Source organism: Aliidiomarina indica (assembly GCF_015354615.1).
GTDB classification, from domain to species: domain Bacteria; phylum Pseudomonadota; class Gammaproteobacteria; order Enterobacterales; family Alteromonadaceae; genus Aliidiomarina; species Aliidiomarina indica.
In genome coordinates this window covers 300751-325758 of the sequence record NZ_JACAVQ010000002.1, presented here as the reverse complement: position 1 = coordinate 325758, position 25008 = coordinate 300751, and the positions used below count along the sequence as shown (strand labels likewise).

The 25008-nt window shown below is 49.4% G+C and carries 27 protein-coding genes; 4 read left to right on the top strand and 23 right to left on the bottom strand.

The window, feature by feature from the left end:
- Window positions 1–215 precede the first annotated feature (215 nt).
- The 8 genes from HXZ99_RS05890 to HXZ99_RS05855 form a co-directional block, all read right to left on the bottom strand.
- On the bottom strand, window positions 216–620 hold the full coding sequence (locus HXZ99_RS05890) for a hypothetical protein (protein WP_194756343.1): 405 nt from the start codon (window positions 618–620) through the stop codon (window positions 216–218).
- A gap of 150 nt (window positions 621–770) precedes the next feature.
- A complete protein-coding gene (locus tag HXZ99_RS05885) occupies window positions 771–2021 on the bottom strand; it encodes an RHS repeat-associated core domain-containing protein (protein ID WP_194756342.1) in 1251 nt (416 codons plus the stop codon).
- Between the two features lie 92 nt (window positions 2022–2113).
- Entirely contained in the window at window positions 2114–2401 is a 288-nt protein-coding gene (locus HXZ99_RS05880; RefSeq protein WP_194756341.1) for a hypothetical protein, read from the bottom strand.
- A gap of 69 nt (window positions 2402–2470) precedes the next feature.
- Window positions 2471–2608, bottom strand: coding sequence for a hypothetical protein (locus HXZ99_RS05875; protein ID WP_194756340.1), 138 nt, complete (start codon window positions 2606–2608; stop codon window positions 2471–2473).
- A 38-nt stretch (window positions 2609–2646) separates the two neighbouring features.
- The gene (locus tag HXZ99_RS05870; RefSeq protein WP_194756339.1) at window positions 2647–3366 is read right to left on the bottom strand and encodes a hypothetical protein; all 720 of its coding nucleotides are present in this window, start codon (window positions 3364–3366) and stop codon (window positions 2647–2649) included.
- On the bottom strand, window positions 3359–4228 hold the full coding sequence (locus tag HXZ99_RS05865) for a hypothetical protein (RefSeq protein ID WP_194756338.1): 870 nt from the start codon (window positions 4226–4228) through the stop codon (window positions 3359–3361). Before HXZ99_RS05865 ends, HXZ99_RS05870 begins: the two co-directional genes overlap by 8 nt.
- A gap of 15 nt (window positions 4229–4243) precedes the next feature.
- On the bottom strand, window positions 4244–4663 hold the full coding sequence (locus tag HXZ99_RS05860; RefSeq protein WP_194756337.1) for a hypothetical protein: 420 nt from the start codon (window positions 4661–4663) through the stop codon (window positions 4244–4246).
- Window positions 4664–4665: 2 nt separating this feature from the next.
- A complete protein-coding gene (locus tag HXZ99_RS05855) occupies window positions 4666–6921 on the bottom strand; it encodes an RHS repeat domain-containing protein (RefSeq protein ID WP_194756336.1) in 2256 nt (751 codons plus the stop codon).
- A 454-nt stretch (window positions 6922–7375) separates the two neighbouring features.
- On the opposite strand from HXZ99_RS05855, the gene HXZ99_RS05850 reads away from it, so the two are divergent.
- Window positions 7376–7954: a GNAT family N-acetyltransferase gene (locus tag HXZ99_RS05850; protein ID WP_194756335.1), complete on the top strand. Its 579-nt coding sequence runs from the start codon at window positions 7376–7378 to the stop codon at window positions 7952–7954.
- A 16-nt stretch (window positions 7955–7970) separates the two neighbouring features.
- Here the strand turns inward: HXZ99_RS05850 and HXZ99_RS05845 are convergent, their stop codons facing one another.
- The 9 genes from HXZ99_RS05845 to rplU form a co-directional block, all read right to left on the bottom strand.
- On the bottom strand, window positions 7971–9284 hold the full coding sequence (locus tag HXZ99_RS05845) for an NAD(P)/FAD-dependent oxidoreductase (protein WP_194756334.1): 1314 nt from the start codon (window positions 9282–9284) through the stop codon (window positions 7971–7973).
- 61 nt (window positions 9285–9345) lie between these two features.
- Complete coding sequence (locus tag HXZ99_RS05840) at window positions 9346–10488, bottom strand: ABC transporter permease (protein ID WP_194756333.1); 1143 nt, start codon at window positions 10486–10488, stop codon at window positions 9346–9348.
- Window positions 10485–11219, bottom strand: coding sequence for an ABC transporter ATP-binding protein (locus tag HXZ99_RS05835; protein WP_194756332.1), 735 nt, complete (start codon window positions 11217–11219; stop codon window positions 10485–10487). Before HXZ99_RS05835 ends, HXZ99_RS05840 begins: the two co-directional genes overlap by 4 nt.
- A 10-nt stretch (window positions 11220–11229) precedes the next feature.
- A complete protein-coding gene (locus HXZ99_RS05830; RefSeq protein ID WP_194756331.1) occupies window positions 11230–12720 on the bottom strand; it encodes an alpha/beta hydrolase in 1491 nt (496 codons plus the stop codon).
- Window positions 12721–12805: 85 nt separating this feature from the next.
- Complete coding sequence (locus HXZ99_RS05825; protein WP_194756330.1) at window positions 12806–12988, bottom strand: hypothetical protein; 183 nt, start codon at window positions 12986–12988, stop codon at window positions 12806–12808.
- 27 nt (window positions 12989–13015) lie between these two features.
- Entirely contained in the window at window positions 13016–13513 is a 498-nt protein-coding gene (folA, locus tag HXZ99_RS05820) for a type 3 dihydrofolate reductase (RefSeq protein ID WP_194756329.1), read from the bottom strand.
- 12 nt (window positions 13514–13525) lie between these two features.
- Window positions 13526–14728, bottom strand: coding sequence for an Obg family GTPase CgtA (cgtA, locus tag HXZ99_RS05815; RefSeq protein ID WP_194756328.1), 1203 nt, complete (start codon window positions 14726–14728; stop codon window positions 13526–13528).
- A 142-nt stretch (window positions 14729–14870) separates the two neighbouring features.
- Window positions 14871–15128 carry a 50S ribosomal protein L27 gene (gene rpmA / locus HXZ99_RS05810; RefSeq protein ID WP_194756327.1) on the bottom strand — a complete coding sequence of 86 codons (258 nt, stop codon included), beginning with the start codon at window positions 15126–15128 and terminating at the stop codon, window positions 14871–14873.
- Window positions 15129–15143: 15 nt separating this feature from the next.
- Window positions 15144–15455: a 50S ribosomal protein L21 gene (gene rplU / locus HXZ99_RS05805; RefSeq protein WP_194756326.1), complete on the bottom strand. Its 312-nt coding sequence runs from the start codon at window positions 15453–15455 to the stop codon at window positions 15144–15146.
- 173 nt (window positions 15456–15628) lie between these two features.
- On the opposite strand from rplU, the gene ispB reads away from it, so the two are divergent.
- Together ispB and HXZ99_RS05795 are read left to right on the top strand one after the other, a co-directional pair.
- Window positions 15629–16600, top strand: coding sequence for an octaprenyl diphosphate synthase (gene ispB, locus HXZ99_RS05800; RefSeq protein ID WP_194756325.1), 972 nt, complete (start codon window positions 15629–15631; stop codon window positions 16598–16600).
- Between the two features lie 293 nt (window positions 16601–16893).
- Window positions 16894–19146: an amino acid permease gene (locus HXZ99_RS05795; protein ID WP_194756324.1), complete on the top strand. Its 2253-nt coding sequence runs from the start codon at window positions 16894–16896 to the stop codon at window positions 19144–19146.
- A 176-nt stretch (window positions 19147–19322) separates the two neighbouring features.
- On the opposite strand, the gene HXZ99_RS05790 is transcribed toward HXZ99_RS05795, so the two are convergent.
- From HXZ99_RS05790 to mdh, 3 genes are all read right to left on the bottom strand, one after another.
- On the bottom strand, window positions 19323–19676 hold the full coding sequence (locus HXZ99_RS05790; protein WP_194756323.1) for a hypothetical protein: 354 nt from the start codon (window positions 19674–19676) through the stop codon (window positions 19323–19325).
- Entirely contained in the window at window positions 19660–19878 is a 219-nt protein-coding gene (locus HXZ99_RS05785; protein WP_194756322.1) for a type II toxin-antitoxin system prevent-host-death family antitoxin, read from the bottom strand. The genes HXZ99_RS05790 and HXZ99_RS05785 overlap by 17 nt, the downstream gene beginning before the upstream one ends.
- 235 nt (window positions 19879–20113) lie before the next feature.
- A complete protein-coding gene (gene mdh / locus HXZ99_RS05780; RefSeq protein ID WP_194756321.1) occupies window positions 20114–21049 on the bottom strand; it encodes a malate dehydrogenase in 936 nt (311 codons plus the stop codon).
- Between the two features lie 171 nt (window positions 21050–21220).
- Here mdh and argR point away from each other — a divergent pair, with 171 nt between their 5' ends.
- Complete coding sequence (gene argR / locus HXZ99_RS05775) at window positions 21221–21688, top strand: transcriptional regulator ArgR (RefSeq protein WP_194756320.1); 468 nt, start codon at window positions 21221–21223, stop codon at window positions 21686–21688.
- Between the two features lie 24 nt (window positions 21689–21712).
- On the opposite strand, the gene HXZ99_RS05770 is transcribed toward argR, so the two are convergent.
- The 3 genes from HXZ99_RS05770 to HXZ99_RS12210 form a co-directional block, all read right to left on the bottom strand.
- Entirely contained in the window at window positions 21713–22612 is a 900-nt protein-coding gene (locus HXZ99_RS05770) for a Dyp-type peroxidase (RefSeq protein ID WP_194756319.1), read from the bottom strand.
- Between the two features lie 123 nt (window positions 22613–22735).
- Window positions 22736–24439: a gamma-glutamyltransferase gene (ggt, locus tag HXZ99_RS05765; protein ID WP_194756318.1), complete on the bottom strand. Its 1704-nt coding sequence runs from the start codon at window positions 24437–24439 to the stop codon at window positions 22736–22738.
- 104 nt (window positions 24440–24543) lie between these two features.
- Window positions 24544–24882, bottom strand: a complete 339-nt coding sequence (locus HXZ99_RS12210) for a type II toxin-antitoxin system Phd/YefM family antitoxin (RefSeq protein ID WP_228517670.1) — start codon at window positions 24880–24882, stop codon at window positions 24544–24546.
- Window positions 24883–25008: the final 126 nt, after the last annotated feature.

Here is a 25008-nt window from a genome sequence, read left to right as displayed (position 1 = left end):
ATCCTAACAAAAAAGCCTCCCGCGCCTCCGAGGAAAAATGACGCAGCAATAGCAGCAACAGGCGCAAAATCGCCAAGAGCCTTATTCAACTGCCTAAAAAAATACCCACTCGGATCCGTATAGCTCAGCGGGTTGTTCAGCACATAACTGTAGCGGTTGTAATTCTGCAGGTTCGCGCCCGCCTGAATAAACGGGTCGGCCTACTAGCGAAACCCTCAAGCGTCTGCAAATCTTGATATTAAGTACTCGATGAAGGCAAGATTTTTATCCATCACCATCAAATATGATTCACTGTCATATATCAGTAAGTAAAAAATATCTCGATCCCCTTTTGAGCTACCCGGCGATAAAACGTAGGATTCAATTTTTATCTGACCCAACCCCAAATGACGTTCACGAGTAAGTGAGATCTCTTTTAAATCTTCACCTCGCAATTCAGAGCCGCAATCTTTGCAGTCGCTTACTTGACCAAAAGATATAATTCCGCCAATCATATTTTCATAAATGCAGTAGTGATTATCGCCATTAAAAAAATAGTTACCACTACTAAATGATTCTATTTCTCCAGAATGATCGAATTTGGGAACGAATCGCTGAGGAATCCTTAAATCTACCCCCATATACTCCCAAGAGTAACACCCGACATCCTCACATGGTTTCTCTGACACGGACTGTTTCAGGTCGCTTGCAAAAATATCCTCTATCGTGCATGCATGGGAGGACCAATGAATCCCAGCAAAGATCAAAATAAGTAGAACACTTTTCATTCATCACCTGCCATCTATTATTGATTTCTGTTCATAATAAAAGCGAATCACCTCATGGTTGTCCATCATGTTTACCGGTTGAGGTGATGGAGCCCAAAATGATTTAAGTGCTTGAGAGAGACGCCTTGGCACACTAGCCCATCCCGCGGCTTTAGCAGCTACTTCATTTCCCATCATAATTCTCTGATCATCTCTCATGAAGGCATCAAGCCCATTTCCTTGCACTAATTCAACAGCGGCTATATCTAACGCATGGCGACCTTCCCATTCAGGAATCACCTTAAATAATCTGTTATCTCCAGACTGCTGATAAGCTTCCACCAAATCTCTGAGTTCTTGACGCGCATCTGCGATATCGTTCGCTCGAACGCCTTGCGACTTAAAGTGCTCCCTTCTTTTATCAGCAGGCATAGCATCATTTAGATTTCTATTGACCCATTGATTCATCACAAACTGAAACGCCCCGGTCACCGCCCCGTTTCTAAACTTTCCTCCGGTCAGCTCTGAGACTGTGCCGCCCACAATGGCAGATACAATAGTGCCGCCCACTAGATTGTCTGGAACCACGCCATTTACTTGTGCGCCCTTGGTGATACCGGCACTGACAAATCCGTGCGCAAACTTACCTCCTTGTAATGAGGATATGGCTCCCCCGACAACCGCGTGGGAACCCACTTTCATTAAGTTAGAAGCCCCATACGTCACCTGGCCTACACCAAGAAAGGCCATCGAACTGAGCGCACCGACTTTAGCACTTCGTAAGTTACCGGTTTGCACCGCTCCAGACGCAAAACCGCCTGCAGCGGCCATTGAATACGCTGCCGATACTGACCCATTTTTTATTAATGTAAATGAAGCACTACCCGTATAGACAGCAATCCCAATGGAAAATGCCGTTCTGAATATATCGGTCTTCAAAACTTTTTTGAAAAAATACCCGCTCGGATCCGTATAGCTCAGCGGGTTGTTGAGCACATAGCTGCAGCGGTTGTAATTCTGCAGGTTCGCGCCCGCCTGAATAAACGGATCGGCCTGCATAAAACGCCCTAGCACCGGGTTGTAAGTACGACCACCCATGTGGATCAGGTCTAAGTCATTCACCATGGTGTGGCCAGTGTAGCCGCGCATCTCCCCTAACCGCAGTCCAAAAACAAACTGGCTGTGGCTCCACAAGGTCGCTTGTTTACCCCACGGATCGTAGGCTATCTGTTGTTTGAGAACATTACCACTAACCGCCTGCCCCGTAATCACCACCGTCGAGCCCTGGGCATCTTTATGCAGGTGGGTTATCTGATAGCCCTATAGAACCAGAGAAAATTGATATTTTGTTTCGAGCAACACAGCGACTATAACTCTAAGCATACTCGACCGTACCGCTTGGTTTGGTCAAACTTTTCCGCGTATCTGCCCTCAGTCGCTTCATCTGCTTTTTCGAGTAACTCAAGCCAGTTGTCTTCGGTAAGAAACATGGCAGCAGGTGCTAACTCCCATTTCGCCCTATCAAAGGGTTCAACTCCGGATTCAAGCAGAAATGTGACGCTCTCAAAATCTTCGATAATCAAAGCATTCGAGATTAAGGTAGGCCCAAAATACTGAAGCTTTTCCTTATCAACGGCTGTTTCACCGAGTCTCATTCCTTCAATAAAATTCGAAATCTCATGTATATCACCACCGACAAACTCTAAATACTGCAGATTGTATTCCTACCTTTGTTCAACTAACCCTTCTTCACGAAAATCTAAGTAAGCGTATTTCAGATAAAACTCCGCACAAAAATCACCGTAATCCGGCTGACTGCAAGCAGTAAGCATCATCACCAAGGAGAATAATAGTTTCTTCATAAGCCTCCGCAGTACATATGAACTTGTACATAAAGCTCTCACTTCAATAAATCAAATCCTGCAGCTTTCACAAGTTCCGCGTTCACTTCCTCGCCACTCATAAACAGGTTCAATATATGCGAAGCCTCTTTATGCTGAAATTGAATGCCTTCTTCAAGTAATTCAGTATGATCGACGGAGTTAGAGAGCATAACGGTACCACATTCTACAGAGGGCGAAATTAAGATATCCAAATAACCATCATCTTCAAACATAAAGATACGAGTCACTTGTCCATGAAGCTTGCTATCAGATTCGATATAAATAGCATCAGAATAGCGCTCATCAGTTATTACTGTATGTTCGCCACTGCCCAATAGGATGCATTGTATAGCTAATGCTCTACTAGAGTTACAGTTCGTCATGCTTAAAAGATCAGCAATATGCTCGGGCTCTATTGCTGGTAGGGCGCGATCATCATTCCAGAAGTGCCAGTTAATAAATAGTACCCGTCGTTGTCCCATTTCAAAAATCAGTGAAATGCTATTCGGATCAATACTGGCATACTGTGGCTTCAATTGTTCATTCAAATAAAAAAGAAGGCCTCCAGAGTTAAACGCACTCCTGAATGCTGACAGTTGTAGTGCATCGCAATCGCGAGCAAACATAGAAGCTTCGCAAGGAGACGCCTGTTCAGGTAATTCGCTGGTCGCCGAAACTATTGGAGATTCGAAAGAAAAGCCCAGAGAAAATAAGAGAATTAACTGATATTTATTCATTTCGATACACCTTCCAAAGATCTCTGATTGTTTCATAGCGACCATATATCTGGTACGCGCGAAACGCATTGGCGGGAAGTATTTCTCTCAAGGCGTATGCTTTGAAAGGACTACTATAAATCACTTCTGTCGCAGAAGAGCCAGCTTCCGCGGCGAACGGCAAAGACGTTTTTAAAAACTTTTTGGACATTCGCGTATCGATTAGTACTCTATTTAAATCAACTGCCCCCCTTACATTCGGACTAACAACACTTATGTTAAGTGATTTCCCGAGTACATAGAGTTGCTCCGCATCAAGTTGTTCGAGTAGGTCTCTGAAACTATTTGCCGTCTCAGCCAGATTTATCAGCGCATCAACTGCTCCAATCCCCCTCGCCAACGCATCAAGATCTTGTTGAGTCAATTTTCTGAGTAGTTCTCTCTCGTCATCTAGAATTTCATGAGCCATTTCCTCTGAGATCCACTCATTCATCACAAACTGAAATGCCCCGGTCACCGCACCGTTTCTAAACTTACCTCCGGTCAGCTCTGAGACTGTGCCACCCACAATGGCAGATACAATAGTGCCGCTCACTAGATTGTCCGGAACCACGCCATGTACTTGTGCGCCCTTGGTGATGCCGGCACTGACAAATCCGTGCACAAACTTTCCTCCTTGTAATGAGGATATGGCGCCCCCGACAACCGCGTGGGAACCCACTTTCATTAAGTTAGAAGCCCCATACGTCATCTGGCCTACACCGAGAAAGGCCATCGAACTGAGCGCGCCGACCGTAGCACTTCGTAAGTTACCGGTTTGCACCGCTCCAGACGCAAAATCGCCTGCATAAAACGCCCCACCACCGGGTTGTAGGGGCCGCAAACTCGAAGTGGCGCCCTATAATCTGCTTCTCAGTGTTCCGCCGAATTGGTCGACTACATCACTAACTTCCTTAACGAACCTTGTGCCCTTCTCCGAATCAGAAAAGCCATCTTCATAAACTCTTACCAACACTGTCCCTGGTGCCTTAACATCAGTCACCGTCAAGGCTCCTCGCCGCTCATGCCTATCCTGCACTTCGTATGTCCAAAATAGCACCTCTCTCCCGTACAGATCGTTTAGCCCTGCAGCCGCACCGAGGCGAATTAATCCGAAACGTTCTGCGACCATGTCTAACGCAGTAATGATATCTTCATAGTCGCTAGTTGCTACATTAAATTCCGCCGTATGTGAAGCGGTCTGCGAGTTCGTTTTCACATCGCACCCCCCAAGGCTCGCCATCGTCAAAAAGATAATTGCTACAAAAATCCTCTGCATGGCTAATTCTCCAAGTACTGCCGCATAAGCCGGGGAGCTTGAATATGAGTATTGTTGAATAAGAATTTTCCCGTCTCATTGTTTACAAATGCGCTATTCACGCAAAGGATTACGCAGTCATTAAATCCGGTACCAGTAGTCACAAGGAAAATCCCCTCTCGTCTATAAAAACCTTGGCTGAAACTAAAACTTAGTCTTGTATCAACAGTCAGGCTATGCACCACCTGCCCCGAGTGGAAAGTGTGCCCTTCAATTGTAATGTTGGTTATCGTATGATTCTGACGATCCACGATGTGTTCAATTGGGTCGTTGAATGGGCCGATATCCATCCTGCCCTCAACTGGATTATAAGTAAATGGCACAGATACGGGTCGAATAGCTTCAAGGGCATTATCTAGCGTGCAACCAGATTGGTCTGTCCAGCACATCCGGGTTGGCCCACGTCCATAACGGTGTGCTACTTCGTTAAACAAATACTGCATGGCCCCAGTAACCGCCCCATTGGCAAACTTTCCGCCGACAATGGAGGATGTGGTTCCACCGATGGCAGCTGACACTAGGGTTCCTGCAATCACTTGGTTCCCTACTTGATCGTTAAAGTGGGTTCCAATGCCTTTGGTGATGCCCGCGCTGATAAAGCCATGGGAGAATTTTGCGCCATTTAAAGATGCGATGACGCCCCCCGCAAACGCATGAGCTCCTATCTGACCCGCTATCTGCGATGCGGTTAGGGCATTGCCACCAAAATTCATCACCGGTTGGCCACCAAAGCCTAGCCGCTCCGCCGCCGCATTAAAGCGACTGTTGAACTGCCCCCGTTCCTGGAAACTGTGCCCGATGGAATGGAAAACTGCTGCGGCAAAAGCGCCATTCACCGCTCCTCGTAAGTTCCCTGTGGCCACGCCCCCGCCAATAAATCCTTTTAACATGGCAGCGCCGAGGCTTCCTCCACCCGGCATTGCCATTAAGGCCATTCCCACAAAAGGCGCAAAACTACCAAAGGCCTTATTCAACCGCTTAAACAAATACCCACTCGGATCCGTATAGCTCAGCGGGTTGTTGAGCACATAGCTGTAGCGGTTGTAATTCTGCAGGTTCGCGCCCGCCTGAACAAACGGGTCGGCCTGCATAAAACGCCCTAGCACCGGGTTGTAAGTACGACCACCCATGTGGATCAGGTTCAGGTCGTTCACCATGGTGTGGCCGGTGTAACCACGCATCTCCCCTAACCGCAGTCCAAAAACAAACTGGCTGTGGCTCCACAAGGTCGACTGTTTACCCCATGGGTCGTAGGCTATCTGTTGTTTCAGAACATTGCCACTAACCGCCTGCCCCGTAATCACCACCGTCGAGCCCTGGGCATCCTTATGCAGGTGGGTTACCTGCTCGGTGGTGCCACTCCCGTGCTCAGTATGGGTGACAACCGTGCCTCCCACCATAAACCGGTGCTCGATATCGCCGTTTTCTTGTACCGACCGCTCATAACCACCGAACAACCAGCGCGTTTGGGTGCCCGTAGGGCGAATATCTTGCTGGTAAACAAGCTCTCGCTTTGGGCCATACCGGAACAGCGTTCTAAAATCGGCGGCCCGTCGAACTTCAATCGGCTTGTCAAATGTGGTGTACGTAAAGCTCTGTAATCCATCGTTGGTTACATTGCCGTTTCCATCATAGGTGAACGTCTGTGTGCCATACGATGAGCTTACACTCAATAAACGCGTCGGTCGACTTTCTGGGGCCCCTCCCGCATAAGTGTAGCTCGCTCCGTTAAACCCAACATCGCCCTTCGACAGTATATTGCCATACCCATCATAGGTGTAGTGGGCAACCATATTTGTGCTGCTTGACGTTGTGTAACTCGAGTCGCCTTGCAAACTCTGGATCTCACCTGGCGGAGGTGGCTCGCCGGGGCCGGGGCCTGTGCTTACATGATCGGGAGGACAGGGCTCATCACCGCCTCCACCTGAATCACCGCCCGTGTCTTGCGTATATTGGGTAAGGCGATAGAGATTATCGTAACCAAATGACTCGTTGACATCAGTACCCGTGCCCTGGCGGAAGGTTTGTTGCCGATACGTTAGGTTACCCACCAAATCATATTGATAGTCTATATTGCGGATAATTCCACTGTGATTCACGGTCATCCCAGTGAGCCAGCCCGTTGAACTTTGATAGCTGTAAAGGGTTTCAGCGCCGTTTTGGAACTGCACACGCGTTCCATTCCCATGCGCATTCACGTGAGTCACTTGTTCAATCATCACCCCCGTTGAATGATTGCGATACCCTTTTCATACTCAACATCCTGTAACCATTTATGTTAATTTAACGTAAAGATTCCATGTTTTGGTGACAAAATAAATGGGGGAAAACCCCTGTTTTTTTCAATTTCTCTCGTTTGCTACGGGACTCGCTCGCGAAGGCGCACAGCGATTTATTCTCCCATTGCTCAAAGAGCCCATTCGGATGTGCAATGGAGAGCGAAACAGTTGATGTGCTGGGAGTTCGCTCTTCGTTCGCTCTGCGACCGCTATTGTACAACCTGATCATAACCGCGTTTACCTAATTGCTTTGTCCGAGGCCATCGATCGTTGCTTATCGCAATGCGCATTACGATATGGTTGAACACGAGATTCTGGAAAACGACAGACTAAAACTGTCTTGAACATCCTTATTTCACGTATACTACGCGAAAGTATCAAGGAAGCGGTAAGTATGGCGGCAGACACTCCCCTCATTCGATTTCGGCAAATGAACGAAGCAGATTTTGACGCAGTGATGGACTTGGGTAATAAAGTCCACGGCGAGAATTATTTAACCGAACAGAATTTGCCTGACTATTACGCCCGTGGCCACGCCGCGTCGGGCCGCAATCTGCATTGGTTAGCTTTTGCAAACGATCAGCTGGTAGGGATTCGATTAACCTTCGCGCCTCAGCGTTGGGAGATTGATCAGTGGTGCACGCCTGATGCCTGGCCTTTTGCTCCTGAGCACCTGTGTTACTTTAAATGCTCTGCGGTAGACCCCGATTTTCAAGGGGGCGGCGTCGGCAAATCGTTATTATATCATTCCATTATTGAGGCGCAGGGCTCGGGTTGCAAAGGTGGGATCGCCCATATCTGGCGACAATCTCCCAACAACAGTGCCTTTGAGTATTTTACCCGCTGTGGTGGTGAGCTTATTCAAGATCATCCCGAGCGCTGGCTGCGCGCATCCCTAGACGACGGTTATTATTGCCCCGTGTGTGATGGTGTGTGTCATTGCACTGCCGCTGAGATGCTGCTGCGCTTCTAATATAACGCTGACAAGGCTAGCCCCGTTGCAGCGCATAAAATGCGCGCAATGCCATCCGGCGTAAACGCGGCAAAGGAAAACGCGGTAGCGGCGACTGATAAAAAGGCAGTGGCGGTAAAGTTTCACCCATGGCCAGCTGCGCCAAACGTTTTCCCGCTAGGCTGGCAAAAGCAACGCCAGCGCCACAGTAGCCCATACTGGTATACACGCCCGGCGTTGGCGAAAATACGCGGGGCATGGCGTCTAAAGCCACACTGATCCACCCTGACCAATAATAATCCGTCGCGAGATTCTGCAGCCCTGGAAAGGTTGCTTTTAATGCGGCTTCAAGACGTTGCTGATGTCGTTGATCGGCGGCGTTCGCTCCTGTCACCGCACCGCGACCACCAAACAATAGGCGACCATCGGGGAGTAAACGGTAATAGTACTTTAAGGTCCGCGTATCCATCATCATATCGTTTACGCGCAAACCTTGAGCGGCCTGCTCGTGTTGGGTTAACGGGCGAGTAACAAGAATACTGGAGAGTACCGGCATATGACGCGCACTAATATCTGGAAACGGAGCCTTTGCCAGGTAACCATTGGTACACACCAACACGTGTTGTGCCTTAATACTGGCCGCTGGGGTTGCTAAGCGGTGGCCATCGCCGCAGCGCTGCCAATCGATCACCGGGTGGTGCGGTATACAGCGTACGCCTGCCCGAATCACTTGATCTAAGTAAACACCGACCAGCGCACGCGGATTTACTGCACGCGCCGGAGTGACCTGAAGCCCACCATAATTCCAAGATATCCCGGGAATTTGCCGGGCGATTTCTGCGTTACTGAACCACTCGGCATCTAAAGCAGTGTGCTCGTAAAGTGCTTGTTGGTTCTCTAACTGCTTTGCCATTTTTTGATTATGAGCAAGACGCAGATAGCGGCTTGAAATCAGATCGCAAGGAAACTGTGACGATTGCACGAGCTCTTCAACGTGGGCAATGCTCGAAGCGAACTCTTGCTGGACCCCAGCGGCGGTTTCAAAGCCAAACGCTTTATGATAATCGCTAAAGCTCAGGCGGCCACTGCCGGGCAACATAAAGCCAGCATTTCGCGAACTGCAGCCGGCGCCGATGCCGCCCGCATCCAGCAGCACCACTTCGCGCCCCTGTTGTGCCAATGCAAGTGCGGCATTCAAGCCTGTATAACCAGCACCGATAACCACGAATTCGGCATGCTCGGGAAGTTTACTGACGCGACACTCGGGCAGTTGCGTATGACTCGTCCAATAGGTGTCTATGCCCTGCTCATGATCACGTGGAATCGTATTGGCGATGAGCGGGTCATACATACACGAGTCTCCCAGTTATTTGGGGGCATAGGGCAGCGATGGACGCTGCCTTATTCTGAGGCTAGAGGCCAAAAACCACTTTTTCGCTGCGTAGCATGCGCGTGACCACGCCCACCAACACCAGTGTAAGCCCTAAGGTGATAGCACTTCCAGCGAGCACCGCCATAGTATCAAGCGGTTGCCCTGCTATCGCAGAGAAAAGTACATTGTGTTGCGCCGTTACCGGGAGCATTTTCAGTATCGGATGCTCAAAGCGCGTAAATTCCAATGCGAAGATCGCAGCCACAGGAATAAACATCACCAGCGAAATATAGGTTTGCGCTTCCTTAAACGATTTCGCCCGAAAGCTCACAAAAAGCTGCAAGATACTCGCGAACAGCGCCAGAGGAAGCAGAACCAGCGCGATGACCAACTGTTGCGTCCATGACATCGCAAAGTCGATACCGAGCTTTTCCAAGGGCACGAACAAGAACACCACGGGAATTAATAACAGTGCCAAAATACCGCCAAAAGCAGCAAAACTTGCGGCAGCAGTGGCTTTTGCAGCGACAAGCCAGTGGGTTGCGACTGGCTGGGCCAGTAAAAACTCCAAAGAGTTGCGCTCGCGCTCGCCAGCACTGCTGTCTATTGCCACATTCATGCCCGAAAAGAATACTGACATCAGCACAAACACCATCACCATACCGAGCACTAAGGCCGCACGCGAGCCTTTGGTTGCAGTGTCTTGGCGATCGACCTGCAAGGGCTGAACTACTTCCGAACTAATGCCGCGCAAGGTTAAACGGTGAATCGCAATGGTTTGACCGTACTCACGCAAAGCGGATTCCACGCGATTGCGCTGGCTTTGCAAACTGCGTTCGCTGTAATCGGCGCGAACCACAATGGGGATAGGCTTGGCCCGAGCCAGATCGTCGGCATAAGAGTCTGGAATCTCTAACCAGATATCTTGCGCAGGTGACTCTTCAGTACCTTCCAATATTCGACGGGCTTCCAAAAAGTTGACGAGTGCAGGCGCATTTTCTGCACCGTCAATATGAATCCGGACATCACGTTCCGACACCACGTCTTTGATCAGCACCATAAAAGCGACGGCCATGAGCAGCGGACCAAACAAAGCATACGACATGGCCGCCATCAGACTACGACGGTCACGCACGGCATCGAGCATTTCCTTTCGCCAAATAGTAAAAAATACGCGACTCATAACATAATTCCTTCTTCGGTACCGATCAGCTCAACGAATGCGTCTTCGAAGCTATCTTTGCCAGTTCGTTCGCACAAGGCTTGAGGGGTACCTTCCGCTTTTACCTGACCGTGAACCATAATGACAACGTGATCACACAATGCAGCGACTTCTTGCATCACGTGACTGGAAAACAAAATACAGCGACCTTGCTCTCGTAACCGATACATCAGTTGCCGAAGAATGCGCGTACTCATCACGTCCAAACCGCGGCTTGGCTCATCCAATATAAGATTCTGTGGTTGATGCACAATCGCCTGAGCCAAAGCCACTTTCATTCGCTGACCTTGAGAAAAGCCGGCGGTGCGACGATCGGCAATATCAGCCATATCCAGTTCCTGAATCACCCGCTCTACCGCTTCCTTTAAGGTATCATTGCGCAAGCCGTGTAAGGCGGCGAAATAAGCGATGTGCTCGCGGGCTGTCAGGCGCTCTTGTAAACCAAATTTATCCGGAAAAATGCCAATCCGACGGCGTACCTCGAGGGGCTGTTCGGCAGCGCTAATGTTATCTACTGTGGCAAAGCCAGCATCGGCTTTGATCAACCCGTAAATACTGCGCAAACAGGTGGTTTTACCCGCGCCATTTGGGCCTAGCAGGCCGGTGATTTTTCCATCTTCGGCATTAAACGACAGACCACTTAAGGCCTGCACGTCTTTGTAAGCTTTCATCAAGCCATCTGTTTTAATCATGATTCGCTCCTTACATGCCCGCGGCGTTGATGTTACGAACAAAAGGTAGACGACGGGTTCGCTCTAAACAGCTACCGTCGAGCGATTCATTTGGATTGTCGAGAAAACTGGCGACAAGTCGGTTGGCACAGGTATGTGACACGATGGTGTGGCCGCCGTGTTCCGCCACCAAATGCTGGCTGTTTGACAGCGTTTCTGCCGCAAGCTCTGCCCACACTGGCGGTGTCACCGGATCTTGAGCACCTGATAACAACAGCGATGGAACATCCGACACCACAGGTTCAGCCCAACGAGGATCTCCCGCTTGTACCGGCCAGCCGCCGCACATGCTGATAAAATCTTCAGTGAGCTGCCCGCCCATAAAAATATTATCCCGGTCCCGCGCTAATAATTCTTCATCGGCGCGAGGGATATCTTCCTGACATAAAACCGACAACAGCAAACCTATATATAAAGGCTGGTCGGCATCAATACTGTTCATCATGCCAAGCAACGGCCGGTAATCTCCTTGCGTTGCGGCTCGAATTGCAAGTGGAATCAGTTGCCGAGAGCGCGGGCTGTACAGCGCGTTGCGCAAGGTGCCAGCAAGCCGATATTCGGTTAGCAGAAACTCAATATGCTCATCACTACGCGGATCCCGATAAGCTACCAGTTGTGGATTTTCCCGTAAGCTGGCCCGCAGATTTTGGTAGGTTGTGTCGAGATCACCAAATAACTCTGCACACGCCGCTTCCTCGGCGCAATCGGCTAACAACCGTTCGTAAGCTTGTTGACTAAAGGCCCCAAAGGGACCTACAACCACCTGGGTGGGTGCAACACCATCAAGGATGGCACTGCGTACACCTTCAGGTTTTTCACGCAGCCACACAAGGGCAGCGCGCGTTCCGTACGATCCGCCATATAAGTTCACTTTGCTATAACCAAGTGCTTTGCGCACCGCATCAAAATCGTGCACCGCATTGACGGTATGGTAATGCTGAAAGTTGGCATCGTGTGCATTCGCGCACTCTCGCATCATCGCGCTTAAATCAACGTCGGCTTCGGTCACCAATAATGCATCGAGATCCATCACGTCGCATTGTAGGGGGTTCGATTTTCCGGTTCCGCGTTGGTCGACAAGAACGATATCTCGGGTTTGTCGAACTTGCGAAAATATGGATGCGATAAATGGCGTCAGTTCGGTAGCAGCTTGACCGGGCCCACCGGCAAGAAAGAACAACGGGTCGGCTGCTTTTCCGGAACTTACTGCAGGCAACCTCACCACATGGATATCGAGCGTTCGCTCTGAGGCGTTCAGATGATCTTCCGGCACCGTGAGATAACCGCACTCCACTTGCTCTGGCAACCCACGCACATGGCACGCTTCTAACTGCAGCGTTGGGTTCGAGGCTGTGGAGGTCGTTGCGTGTACGGATGTGCTGATACATACGCTGGCCATGGCTAACAAGGCAACGCCCCATAACCGCGACCGGATGGATGATGCAAGGGATCGTTCACTCATAACAGGCTTCTCTTTTTTATTGTTGCCTATTTGTACCTGTTTACACGCCTTGCCTCAAGATAAACCCATGAAATGAAACACCCCGTTACAAAAAACGTCGCCAATGCGTCGGGGATATCGTACCCAACGCATTGCGTTGGTCCGTTGTTAGATGAGGCTCGAGAATCGTACCCAACGCATCGCGTTGGTCCGTTGTTGGATGAGGCTCGAGAATCGTACCCAACGCATCGCGTTGGTCCGTTGCGGATTCCATCCACCGATCATTCATCGACACCTGACCAACGCAATGCGTTGGCTACTTACGTTCGTAGAGATAGCCTTTAAAGGCCAGGGGGTTGTTGGGGGTCACGGCACTTTCTCGTAGCAAGGTACGTTGCCATTGTTCATTATTCCAATCGGGAAACCAAGTATCGCCTTGGGTTTCGAGATCAATATGGGTGAGGTATAGACGCGTGGCTTGAGGTAAAAATGCTTTATAGATCTCACCGCCGCCGATGATCATGACTTCGCCATCGTCACCGGTGACTGCTCTCGCTTGGGCTAACGCATCTTCGACCGTCCCCACAGCGATCACCCCTTCGGGTAAATCAGCACCTTGGCGCGTAAGAACAATATTGGTACGTCCGGGCAAGGCGCGACCAATGGATGCAAAAGTTTTGCGCCCCATGATAATCGGCTTACCCATGGTCAGTTCTTTGAAGTACCCTAACTCGGCAGGCAAGTGCCAGGGCATGTCGCCCTGGTACCCAATCACTCTATCTTTGGCCATTGCCGCGATTAATGATACGTGCATGCAGATGTGTCCCTAAGGCTTATAAATCACGTGGCCATCATCTGGCTCATCGTCATCCCAATCGTCGTCTTCTTCATCCCAGTCGTCGCTATCTGCGCCGCCTTCAAAGGACTCTAATTCACGATCATTACCCAGTGTTTCTGTGTGGTAATTACTCCACTTGAACTCCACTTCTTCAGGTACTTCTTGCACATTCACCGGCTCTTTTGGCAGCGTTTCAAGATACTTCATGATCTCATGCATGAGTTCTTTGCACGCAGCACCCGTTAATGCTGACAACTCAAATACCGGGCCTTCCCAATCAAGTGCTGAAACCACGCGCTCGCGCACTTCGGCTAACTCTTCAGGTAGGAGCAAATCTGTTTTATTCAGCACCAACCAACGTGGTTTTTCCGCCAGTTCAGGGCTGTAACGATGAAGCTCTTCAATAATGGTCACTGCCACTTCCGCCGGATCGGTTTGGTCGTAAGGAGCAACGTCCACCAAGTGCAACAATAATCCACAACGCTCTAAGTGCTTCAAGAACTGAATACCCAAACCCGCGCCTTCGGCAGCACCTTCAATCAATCCTGGAATATCTGCAATAACAAAACTCTGAGACGCAGACAGGCGCACCACGCCAAGGTTTGGCGTCAACGTGGTAAATGGATAGTCTGCCACTTTGGGTTTGGCTGCAGAAACCGACCGAATCAGCGTCGATTTACCCGCATTCGGCATACCGAGCAAGCCAACATCGGCCAAAAGCAATAACTCTAATAGTAAATTCCGGTGCTCACCTTTAGTACCATCGGTACGTTGGCGCGGGGCACGGTTAGTACTGCTTTTAAACCGGGTATTTCCCAACCCATGAAAGCCACCTTTGGCAACCATGAGGCGCTGACCATGACGGGTCAGATCACCGAGTACTTCACCCGTATCGACATCTTTCACACGGGTTCCAACAGGCACCTTCATTTCTTTGTCGTCGCCGCGTTTGCCAGTACAGTTACGGCTCATGCCGTTCTGCCCGCGTACCGCACGATGCATGCGTTCGAAATGGTAATCGATTAAGGTGTTGACGTTTTCATCGGCAACGAGCCAGACATCCCCACCATCCCCGCCGTCGCCGCCATCGGGGCCACCTTTAGGGATAAATTTTTCGCGCCGAAAGCTCACACAGCCATTACCGCCGTCGCCTGCTTCAACTCGAACTTCTGCTTCATCTACGAATTTCATGGGATTGCCTGTCTAACCTAATACGTGCTTGATAAAACTACTCGCTTCAGTCTAGCTTCGCAAATGTTACGAGGCCAACATACAAACTGAAGATACAAAAAACCCCGCACATCGGCGGGGTTTTCCAAAATAGGACGTTCAATTAATCAGAAACAACGCTGATGAACTTCCGGTTCTGGCGTCCACGCTGTTCGAAGGTAACTTTACCATCTACTTTTGCGAATAAAGTGTGGTCACGACCAACACCTACGTTATCGCCTGCGTGAAATTTGGTGCCCCGCTGACGCACCAGGATGTTACCTGCCAGTACTGACTCGCCGCCATAGCGCTTTACACCAAGACGTTTGCTTTCTGAGTCGCGACCGTTACGGGTTGAACCACCTGCTTTTTTGTGTGCCATGTGTCAATACTCCTCTTAAGCGCTGATGCCAGTAATTTTGACTTCAGTGAACCACTGACGGTGACCCGCCTGCTTCATGTGGTGCTTGCGACGACGGAACTTAATGATCGTCACTTTATCAGCACGGCCATGATTCACCACTTCAGCCTTAACCTTACCACCTGCAACGAAAGGCGCACCGATCGTTACATTTTCACCATCAGAGAGCATGAGCACTTGCTCAAATTCTACGGTATCACCGGTAGCTGCTTCGAGCTTTTCCAGGCGAACGGTCTGGCCCTCGGTGACACGGTGCTGTTTACCGCCACTTTGAAAAACCGCGTACATATTCTTCTCCAAATGCCCTATGCGGGCGCAACAAACTTAATTCAGGCCGCGGATTTTACGTAAAAACTATCCACAACGCAAGCCAAAACTCAAAAAATCATCAAACTGGCAGAATTCTGTAAATGCGGTAAAATCAGCGCCAAATTTCACTGAGTTATTGAAAACGAATTGTCATGACATTGGACCAAGTAAAAGCGCTAAGTGACGCCGACATGAGCGCTGTAAATTCCATTATTACGGCCCAGCTCAGCTCTAACGTAGCCCTCATCAATCAACTCGGGTTTTACATTATTAATAGCGGTGGCAAACGCCTGCGCCCTCAACTTGCCGTGCTAACTGCAAGAGCCTTGGGATATCAGGGCACCCATCACCAGTTATTGGCGGCCATTGTTGAATTTATCCACACAGCAACCTTGCTACACGACGACGTTGTGGATGAATCCATGACTCGCCGTGGCCGCGATACCGCCAACGCCTTATTTGGCAATGAAGCTAGTGTTTTAGTCGGCGATTTTCTATACACCCGTGCTTTTCAGTTAATGGTAAAAACTGAAAGCATGCGCGTGCTCGAAGTGATGGCCGACGCGACCAATGTCATCGCTGAAGGTGAAGTACTGCAATTAATGAACTGTAACGATCCGAACACCTCAGAGGAATCTTATTTCCAGGTTATTTACAGTAAAACAGCTAAATTATTTGAAGCCGCAACAGAATTAGCCGCCGAGCTTGCCGGCCAACCCGAACACGTGCAAAAAGCAGCATCTGATTATGGCCGTTACCTTGGCACCGCATTTCAGCTGGTCGACGACTTGCTTGATTATACATCCGACGCTCAAACCATGGGCAAAGATGCCGGTGATGATCTTGCCGAAGGCAAACCAACGTTACCCCTCCTGTACGCCATGTGGAATACCGATAGCGAACATGCCGCATTGATTCGCGAGGCCATTGAGCACGGCGGCAAACGCGATTCTCTAGCACCCATCTTGGCGGTTATGGAAAGCACGGGTGCACTTGAGTACACCCGCAACAAGGCTTTGGCTCAGCGCGACTTAGCGATTGCCGCTCTCGCCGACTTCCCCGAATCCGACTACAAAGAAGCCCTAAAAGCTCTTGCGAATTTAGCCGTAGAACGGGTCGCTTAACTCGATAACGTACCCAACGCATTGCGTTGGCCCGTTATCGAATGCGGCCTCGGTGCTGCTATCAACACCTGACCAACGCGGTGCGTTAGGTACCCTAGGTGCTCTGTATCCCTCCTCGGTTGCACAAACTTAAACCTGTTACCTATAATTTGTTAGCAGCTGCCATGAATAAATGTATATATCTGCCGCACTTACGCAGCTTATGGATTCTCAAAAATGATATAAGCAGGTAGGGTTACTATGATAAATGCGCGGTTAAACGAGATCGTTAACACCACGCTGAGTCTGCAACAATGAGTTCTGGTTTGAAGCGTCAGCTTGGTCTTCTGCCAAGCCTGACCATCGGCCTAGGAACTATGATTGGGGCCGGAATATTTATCCTTCCTGCTTCGGCCTTCGCCAGTGCCGGTCCGGCAGCCGCTTTGGCTTTTGTCATCGGCGGTATTATTGCCATTTTTACTGCTCTGTCCATTAGTGAGCTAGGCACAGGCGTACCTAAAGCTGGTGGTGCTTACTATTACATTGATGATGCACTTGGGCCACTTCTTGGCACTATTGCAGGACTAGGAAACTGGCTAGGACTGGCCGCGGCAACAGGGTTTTATCTCGTTGGCTTTGGAAGTTACCTGCAACAATTAATACCCGTTCCGGCCTTTGATATTAGAATCATTACCCTCGAGCCTGCTCAGGTTAGCGCTCTGGCCGCGGCTTTCTTGCTCACTGCACTCAACTACATTGGGACCAAGGCTACAGGTTTTGTGCAGTCGTTAGTGGTCATGATTTTATTGGTGATTCTACTGATATTTCTAGGGGTGGGGTCTACACAACTCGACATGGCAAAACTGCAGCCCTTCGCCCCGGAGGAAACCGGAGGATGGCTTGCCGTTCTGCCCACTGTAGGCTTAATTTTTGTGACCTTCCTAGGCTTTGCAGAGATTAATACTGCCGCCGAAGAAATGAAGAACACCGATCGCAATTTACCCTTTGCGGTGATCGGCAGTGTGCTGATTGTCATCATGCTCTACACCTTTGTAATGATTGTTCTAGCTGGCACCGAGCACTGGACCACAATTGTTGATATGGGTGAAGTGGCGGTATCTCAGGTTGCTGAGAAGCTTATGGGCCCATTGGGGCTTTATGCATTAATTACGGCGGGGATTTTAGCGACCTTTTCATCCGCTAATGCGTCCATCCTGGCTTCCTCGCGCATCAGTTTTGCCATGTCGCGGGATCGTATATTGCACTCGTCCCTCTCCGAGGTGCATCCCAAACGGGGAACACCTCATCGAGCCATCCTGCTTACCGGCGCCTTTATTTTCGGGTTTATTCTGATTGGTGATCTCGAGACGCTCGCTAAAATGGGCAGCATACTGCATCTGCTGGTCTATGGCCTTTTGAATGTGGCTCTTATTGCATATCGAGAGACCAATGCGAAAAATTACAAACCCGCTTTTAAGGTTCCTTTATACCCGGTAGTGCCTGTTGCTGGCGCGTTAATGTCTTTTGGAATTATTGCTTTTATGGCGCCCATCGAAATTATGCTGAGCATTGGCTTCGGGGTGTTTGCCATTGCCTGGTATTTTATGTATGCCCGATCTCGCACACCGAAAGCCGGAAAAGTAGATGACTGGATTGAATCTCACCAAGCAGAGCTGCCCAAAGGTGCGTTGGATATTGCCCAAAGTATTGAGCCTCACCCTGAGAAATATAGAATTTTAGTGATTCTTGGCGAGGATGAAGAAGAGGAAAAACTAATCGATTTTGCCGCCTTGCTTGCAGAATACCACGAGGGTGAAGTTATCGCAGTCGATATCGAAGAGCTTCCCGAGCAAACGCCGCTGCATCGAACGCCCCAGCAAAAAGAAGAAAGCGACACAGGGAAGGGGAGCATCCTTGAGCGAGCGACCAAACGCGCTAGAGATAACAATCTGGATATAAAAACGGGTACTTTGGTGAGTCGCAGCCCCTACAGTGGAATTCTAAAAGCTGCGGAAAAATGGAGTGCTGATGTCACCCTTGTGTCGGATTATGTTCATCGGCAATGGCGAAATATAGGGCCCTGGCGAAGATTTTCCGCGATGGCCAACCATCTGCCGTGTAACTTTATTGTGCTGTGTGGGCAAGTGAAAGACTTGGATAATATTCTGTTGCCAACGGATTTAGCAACAAAGATGGAGTTGTCGGTTGAGCTGGCCCGTGCTTTCCAGAAAAAGCATGACTGTAAGCTACGAATTTTACATGTGACAGACCAATCAGAAGAAGAAGGAAAGAAGGAATTGGAACAATGGGCCGATGCCAAGAATTTGTCAGAGGCAGAGCTTGTGGTTCATTCATCAAAGGATATATCTGACGTCATAGCCCAAGAAGCACGAGATGCTTCTCTTGTGATTTTAGGCACAACCGGCGTCGGTTTTCTTTGGCGGGCCACGGATAAATCTAGGTCCTGGGACATCATGGACTCAATTGATACACCGGCAGCGCTGGTTCAGTTAGCCCATGGCGGTTCCTGGTGGCATCGCATGGGCGACTGGTTCAGCAAGCGTTGATGGTGTACTGCGGGCCAGCGCAATGCCCGATTCGTACCCAACGCATTGCGTTGGTCCGTTATCGAATGCGGCATTGGTGCGGCTATCAACACCTGACCAACGCGGTGCGTTGGCTACAGATCATCGTACCCGACGCAGTGCGTTGGCTACAGATTAATCTGCTGCGTTGCATCCGCTTAGAGCAGGAGGTTCACCTCGAACAGCAACTTTCTGATGCTTTGCTTGGCCGATATAAGCGCTAAAAGCTCGACTTGATGATTCACCTCGTCGACACGATAGAACACCAAGTTAAAATCATCGACGCACCATTGCCGATAGTCCGCGATTCCCAGATTCAGAAGACGTTCGCTGATAGGAGCGATACTCGGATTAGCAGAAAGTTGCTGCTTAATTTTCGTTTTAATCTTGGTCACTACACCTTCGGCGAGCGCTGCTGAATAGTTGTGTTCGATGAAGCTTCGAAAGCGTACGAGTGACACCCTAAATACAGGGGATGCTACGATGGAGTAGGCTTCACTCGAAGGCTTCATCAAGTGTGAGCCTGTTATTTTGCAGAGATTTCTCCGACAACTTTAGTAACTTCAAGAGCGCTAAGGTCTCTTGCTGAAACTCATAATCAGAAAACGATTGAACCACATACGCGGGCTTGCCTTTTTTAGTAACTAGCAAGGTTTCGTTGAGCTCAAGGGAATTCGCATTCTCTTTCAGATAAGTGACGGTTTCAGTTTTCATTAAAGCCTCCAAAAAGACTTTTTAAAGACCGTTCCACTATAACAACGCTTGTGCTATTTGCAAAGAACTTCGCGTTGATCTCTCAGTCAGCAAGGCATTAAAAAACCGCGCTGGTTTGCACCAAGCGCGGTTTTTAAACTATTCGCAAGACGTTATGCGGCCTCGGTGCTGCTATCAACACCTGACCAACGCGGTGCGTTGGCTACAGATCATCGTGACCAACGCGGTGCGTTGGCTACTGGTTGGCGAAATCGATACCCATTTGGATATCTTTCTTCAAGCCATCCAACATATCGTTTTTCGCTTTTTCTTCAAACGCGCTTAAGCTGCCGTAAGGTAGAATTTCTTCGATACCGTTTTTACCTAAGCGAACTGCTTGGGCAAAGTAGGTTGCATCGCTACCGTCGCCTTCTACGTAAGCGTACTCGGTAACCTTTTCACCTTGCAAACCTTTCACCAGTGAGAAACAGAAACGTGCCGCTGCTTGACCCATTGATAAGGTTGCAGAGCCGCCGCCAGCTTTCGCTTCAACCACTTCCGTTCCCGCGTTTTGAATGCGGTGCGTGAGGCTTTCAATTTCTTCTTGGGTGAATTCTACGCCTTCAACCTGAGACAGCAGCGGTAGAATAGTGGTGCCACTGTGGCCACCAATCACAGGTACATGCAACTCTGCTGGGTTTTTGCCTTTTAGCTCACCCACGAACGTTTCCGCACGAATAACATCCAGTGTGGTAACACCGAATAATCGGTTCTTATCGTACACACCCTTTTTCTTTAACACTTCAGCGGCAATGGCTACTGTGGTGTTCACTGGATTGGTAATAATACCCACCAAGGCTTTAGGGCAAGTATCTGCGATATTTTCGATCAAATTCTTAATAATGCCGGCGTTCATATTGAACAAATCAGAACGGTCCATGCCTGGTTTACGCGGCACACCCGCAGGAATTAATACAACATCAGCACCTGATAAGGCGTCTTTTAAACCATCTTGACCATAACCTTTTACCGTTACGGCAGTTGGGATGTGGCTTAAATCAACGGCAACACCCGGAGTTACCGGTGCAATGTCGAATAAGGCCAGATCAGAACCAGCGGGAAGCTGGGTTTTCAGAAGAAGAGATAACGCCTGACCAATACCGCCAGCGGCGCCTAACACTGCTACTTTCATATCGCACTCCATTCAGTCAGTTGCGGGGGCTAAACCATAAAGGATCAGCGCTTAAATTACAATAAATCACGGCTTTTTCCTCGCCTTAAATCATGATAATTAGGTGTTATAAAAAATTTCCGATACACTGTTGCGCAACGTTATTTGAATAACAATCCAACGAAAGTATATATGGCACTCCAACACCAAGACATATTGATTGAAGCCTTCAAGGCACTATTGAAAGAAGAACGTTACTCCTCGCAGGCTGAGATTGTTGAAGCCCTTCAGGAGCGCGGATTTCATGGCATGAACCAATCGAAAGTGTCGCGTATGCTAAGTAAGTTTGGCGCCGTGCGCGCGCGTAATGCGCGAGAAGATATGGTGTATTGCCTGCCTCCTGAACTGTCTATGCCTTCGGCGAAAAGCTCAGTGCGGCAATTGGTGTTGGATGTTGAGCATAACTCGGTGATGATTATTATCAGAACTACCCCGGGCGCTGCGCAATTAATAGCCCGCTTGCTCGATTCGGTGGGAAAAAAGGAAGGTGTGCTTGGCACCATCGCCGGCGACGACACCATTTTTATTGCCCCGGTCGACATCAATACTATCGATGTCACGCTTAAGAACGTACAGCAATTGTTTGATACACCGATTTAAACGTTTTTTCTCGATGCTGCTGCGTTACCCACGCAACCGCTTTAGCCACTGCTCCGACGGTACAAAGTAGACACTATTGTGTTGTACTTGCAGGTAATCGAGTAGCGGATCGCAACCACCGTCACTATCGGGAAGGAAGCGCCGCGATATCCAGTCTTGCAATGCCCCCATACGTCGTGAAAACGAAAACGATACTTCCTCTTGATGGCGCAAATTGGTGAGTAACATTCGTTGCGACCATACATCACCCTGAGATTTCTCTGCATGGCTATGTTTGGCAGTTTTTAAGCGCTCTCCAGAGCTCCGTTCACGTCCCATCAAACGTTCTTGTTCAGCACGCGTCATTCGGTTGAAGCGGCTCACTTCGGCACGAGTTTGCTGAATCCAAAGAAAGCTTCCATCTTCAAACTCGGGATCATCATCGGCGCGTACTAACGCCAAATCACGGCGTTGCCCGCCATGGGGCATCTCCGGATTTACTTTAAAGCCAAACCAATCACGTCCATCAAGATATCGAAACGACACCGTTTCCTGTGCATGAACCGCTACGCCGGTGAGTACCTCTTGCAAGGCAAGTGCGGTGGCATAATTCGCGTCCATGCGATCTGAACGTAGGATCAGCACGATGTCATAAGGTGTCGCCGGGCACGGATGTTCACTGCGGGTTAGGTCAGGGACTCCCTGCAAACCATCAGGCCGAGAATCAGGAGAGAGCACATCCCAGTAGGCTTCGCCAATACCCACCACAACCGAGAGTAAGGCATCGGAAAAATAGTCTTGCCAATGTTGAATATGTTCCGGAAACGTAGCAAGACATGAGCGCACCGCTGCAACATCATCCGTATCGATGTGCATAAAAACAAACAAGCCATGCAAGCTAGGTTCTGCGTAGATACCCGCTTGCGGACGATGTAATACGGCCATGGTGCTACTCTCTCCTTGCTGCGACACGGCACAAGTCGTGCTTCTTTGAAGTAGTAGGCATCATGCCACGCCTTGGGCGCCGGGAAAAGTGCGCTGAGCAACTGAATGCTCAGCGCGACTTAATTAGTAACCAGCGGCATATCCATCTTTACGACTTTCTGAGGCCCCAATATAGACGCCCTGCTCTGCATCGTACCAAATTGCTTGATAACCCCCGAATGGTCCCACCATTTCCTGAAGGCGGTGCCCCATCTTGGTCAGCTCCCGTCGCGTATTATCGGAGAAGCCATTTTCCAAGCTCAGTACGCCACCATCCGTCATAGTTTCACCGGTTGGCTGGCTCGACCCTGTATGTAAGATGCGGGGCGCATCGCCCGCCTCTTGCAGGTTCATGCCAAAATCGAGAATGTTAATCAGAATCTGCGCATGCATCTGCGGTTGAGTGCCGCCGCCCATGACGCCGTAACTCATAACCGGCTTCCCATCTTTGGTCACGAACGCTGGGATAATGGTATTGAATGGGCGTTTACCCGGCTCAAACACATTCATGTGGTTTGGATCTAGGGCAAACAACTCACCTCGGTTTTGCAACACAAAGCCCAGGCCAGTGGGCGTAATGCCTGAGCCCATTCCGCGATAGTTACTTTGAATTAGCGAGACCATATTGCCGTGTTTATCGGCGGTGGTGAGATAGATCGTATCCCCGGTCATCGGCGGATTACCAGGCTCATAGCTACGCCCTGCACGTTCGGGATTGATCAGTTCAGCACGCTCCCGCGCATACTCTTTGGAAATCAACCAGTCCACTGGAATCTCGTTAAACTGCATATCCGAGTAAAACTTCGCCCGGTCTTCAAAAGCGAGTTTTTTCGCTTCGACAAAATGATGAATATATTCCGGACTGTCAAAGCCCATCGCGGCAATATCAAATTGCTCCAGAATATTTAAAATTTGCAGCGCAGCGATACCTTGCGTGTTAGGTGGCATTTCCCATAAATCGTAGCCGCGGTAATTTGTAGAAACCGGTTGAACCCACTCAGACTCATGAGCGGCCATGTCGTCGTAGCTTAAAAAACCACCATGTTCTTGCACAAATTCACCGATGGTGCGCGCAATTGCGCCACGATAAAAGGCGTCCCGACCATTCTCAGCTAGCTGCGCATAGGTATTGGCCAAATCTGGGTTACGGAACATCTCGCCTTTACGTGGGGTACGCCCGTTCTTCATAAATACATCACGAAATCCGGGGAAATCTTTCAGCACGTCGGCATTGCGCTCGAAGTAGTAAGCGATCACTTCGGTTACAGGAAAGCCATTTTCGGCGTAATGAATGGAAGGGGCCAAAATATCTTGCATGGGCAGCGCGCCAAAACGCTCATGCATTTCGAACCAACCGTCCACGGCTCCTGGCACAGAAATTGGCAGCACCCCGCGCTGGGGAATGCTCTCATAGCCGTTATCGATAAAGTAATCGAGGGATAAATTCATCGGGGAACGACCCGATGCATTCAGTCCATAGAGTTGTTGGGTTTCGGCATGCCAGATAATGGCATATAAGTCGCCACCAATACCGTTACCGGTCGGCTCAACTAAGCCGAGCATGGCATTGGCGGCAATAGCTGCATCAATGGCATTACCACCGGCTTTCATCACATCTAGCGCCACTTGTGTTGCTAAACCTTGGCTGGTTGCGGCCATTGCCTCTGGGGCCATTACTTCGGAGCGAGAAGCAAAATGATGTCCGGTAATTCGATCATAGGCTGAAACAGTAAACACAGTGGCGGCTAGCACGGTCGCCACTAATGATTTTTTCACCAGGTGATGCATAATTCCTCCAAATCGTCGTGCTTGATTTTTTAATTAGGGAACCACCATAACGAATTATCTCGAGAATCACAGGTAAATGCGCTCAACCGCGTATTTTATAGGGGTTAAATATCGGCCTGAATCACATAGTCGATTAACAACTGTTGGGCGCTGTGGCGCTGCCGCAAAAAGGCCATGACATACACAGTCGAGGTGGTTTCATCGAAGCGAAAGAGAATCTTGTCGTCCTGATAGGTGAGTTGCCGATAATCGGTTACTCCGAGCACATCTCGCTCAGCAATATTCACCAACTTGAGTAACGCGATTCCTTCATCGCGTAACTGCGCATTTTTCTCCGATTCAATGCGATACACAGGGGTTCCCCCCTGCGTCACAACAATAGGCTCTTCTACGTTGAGATTAGCAGCATGCTGCTTAATGTAACTAATCGTTTTGATTTGCATAAAATACAAACATCCCATGACCCATGGCTAGTTTAAATAAAGACTGTATATAGTCCTATGACAATAATGTGATGCCATAAAAAAACCCCGGTACGTTGCCATACCAGGGTTTTGAAAGGTTCGTTT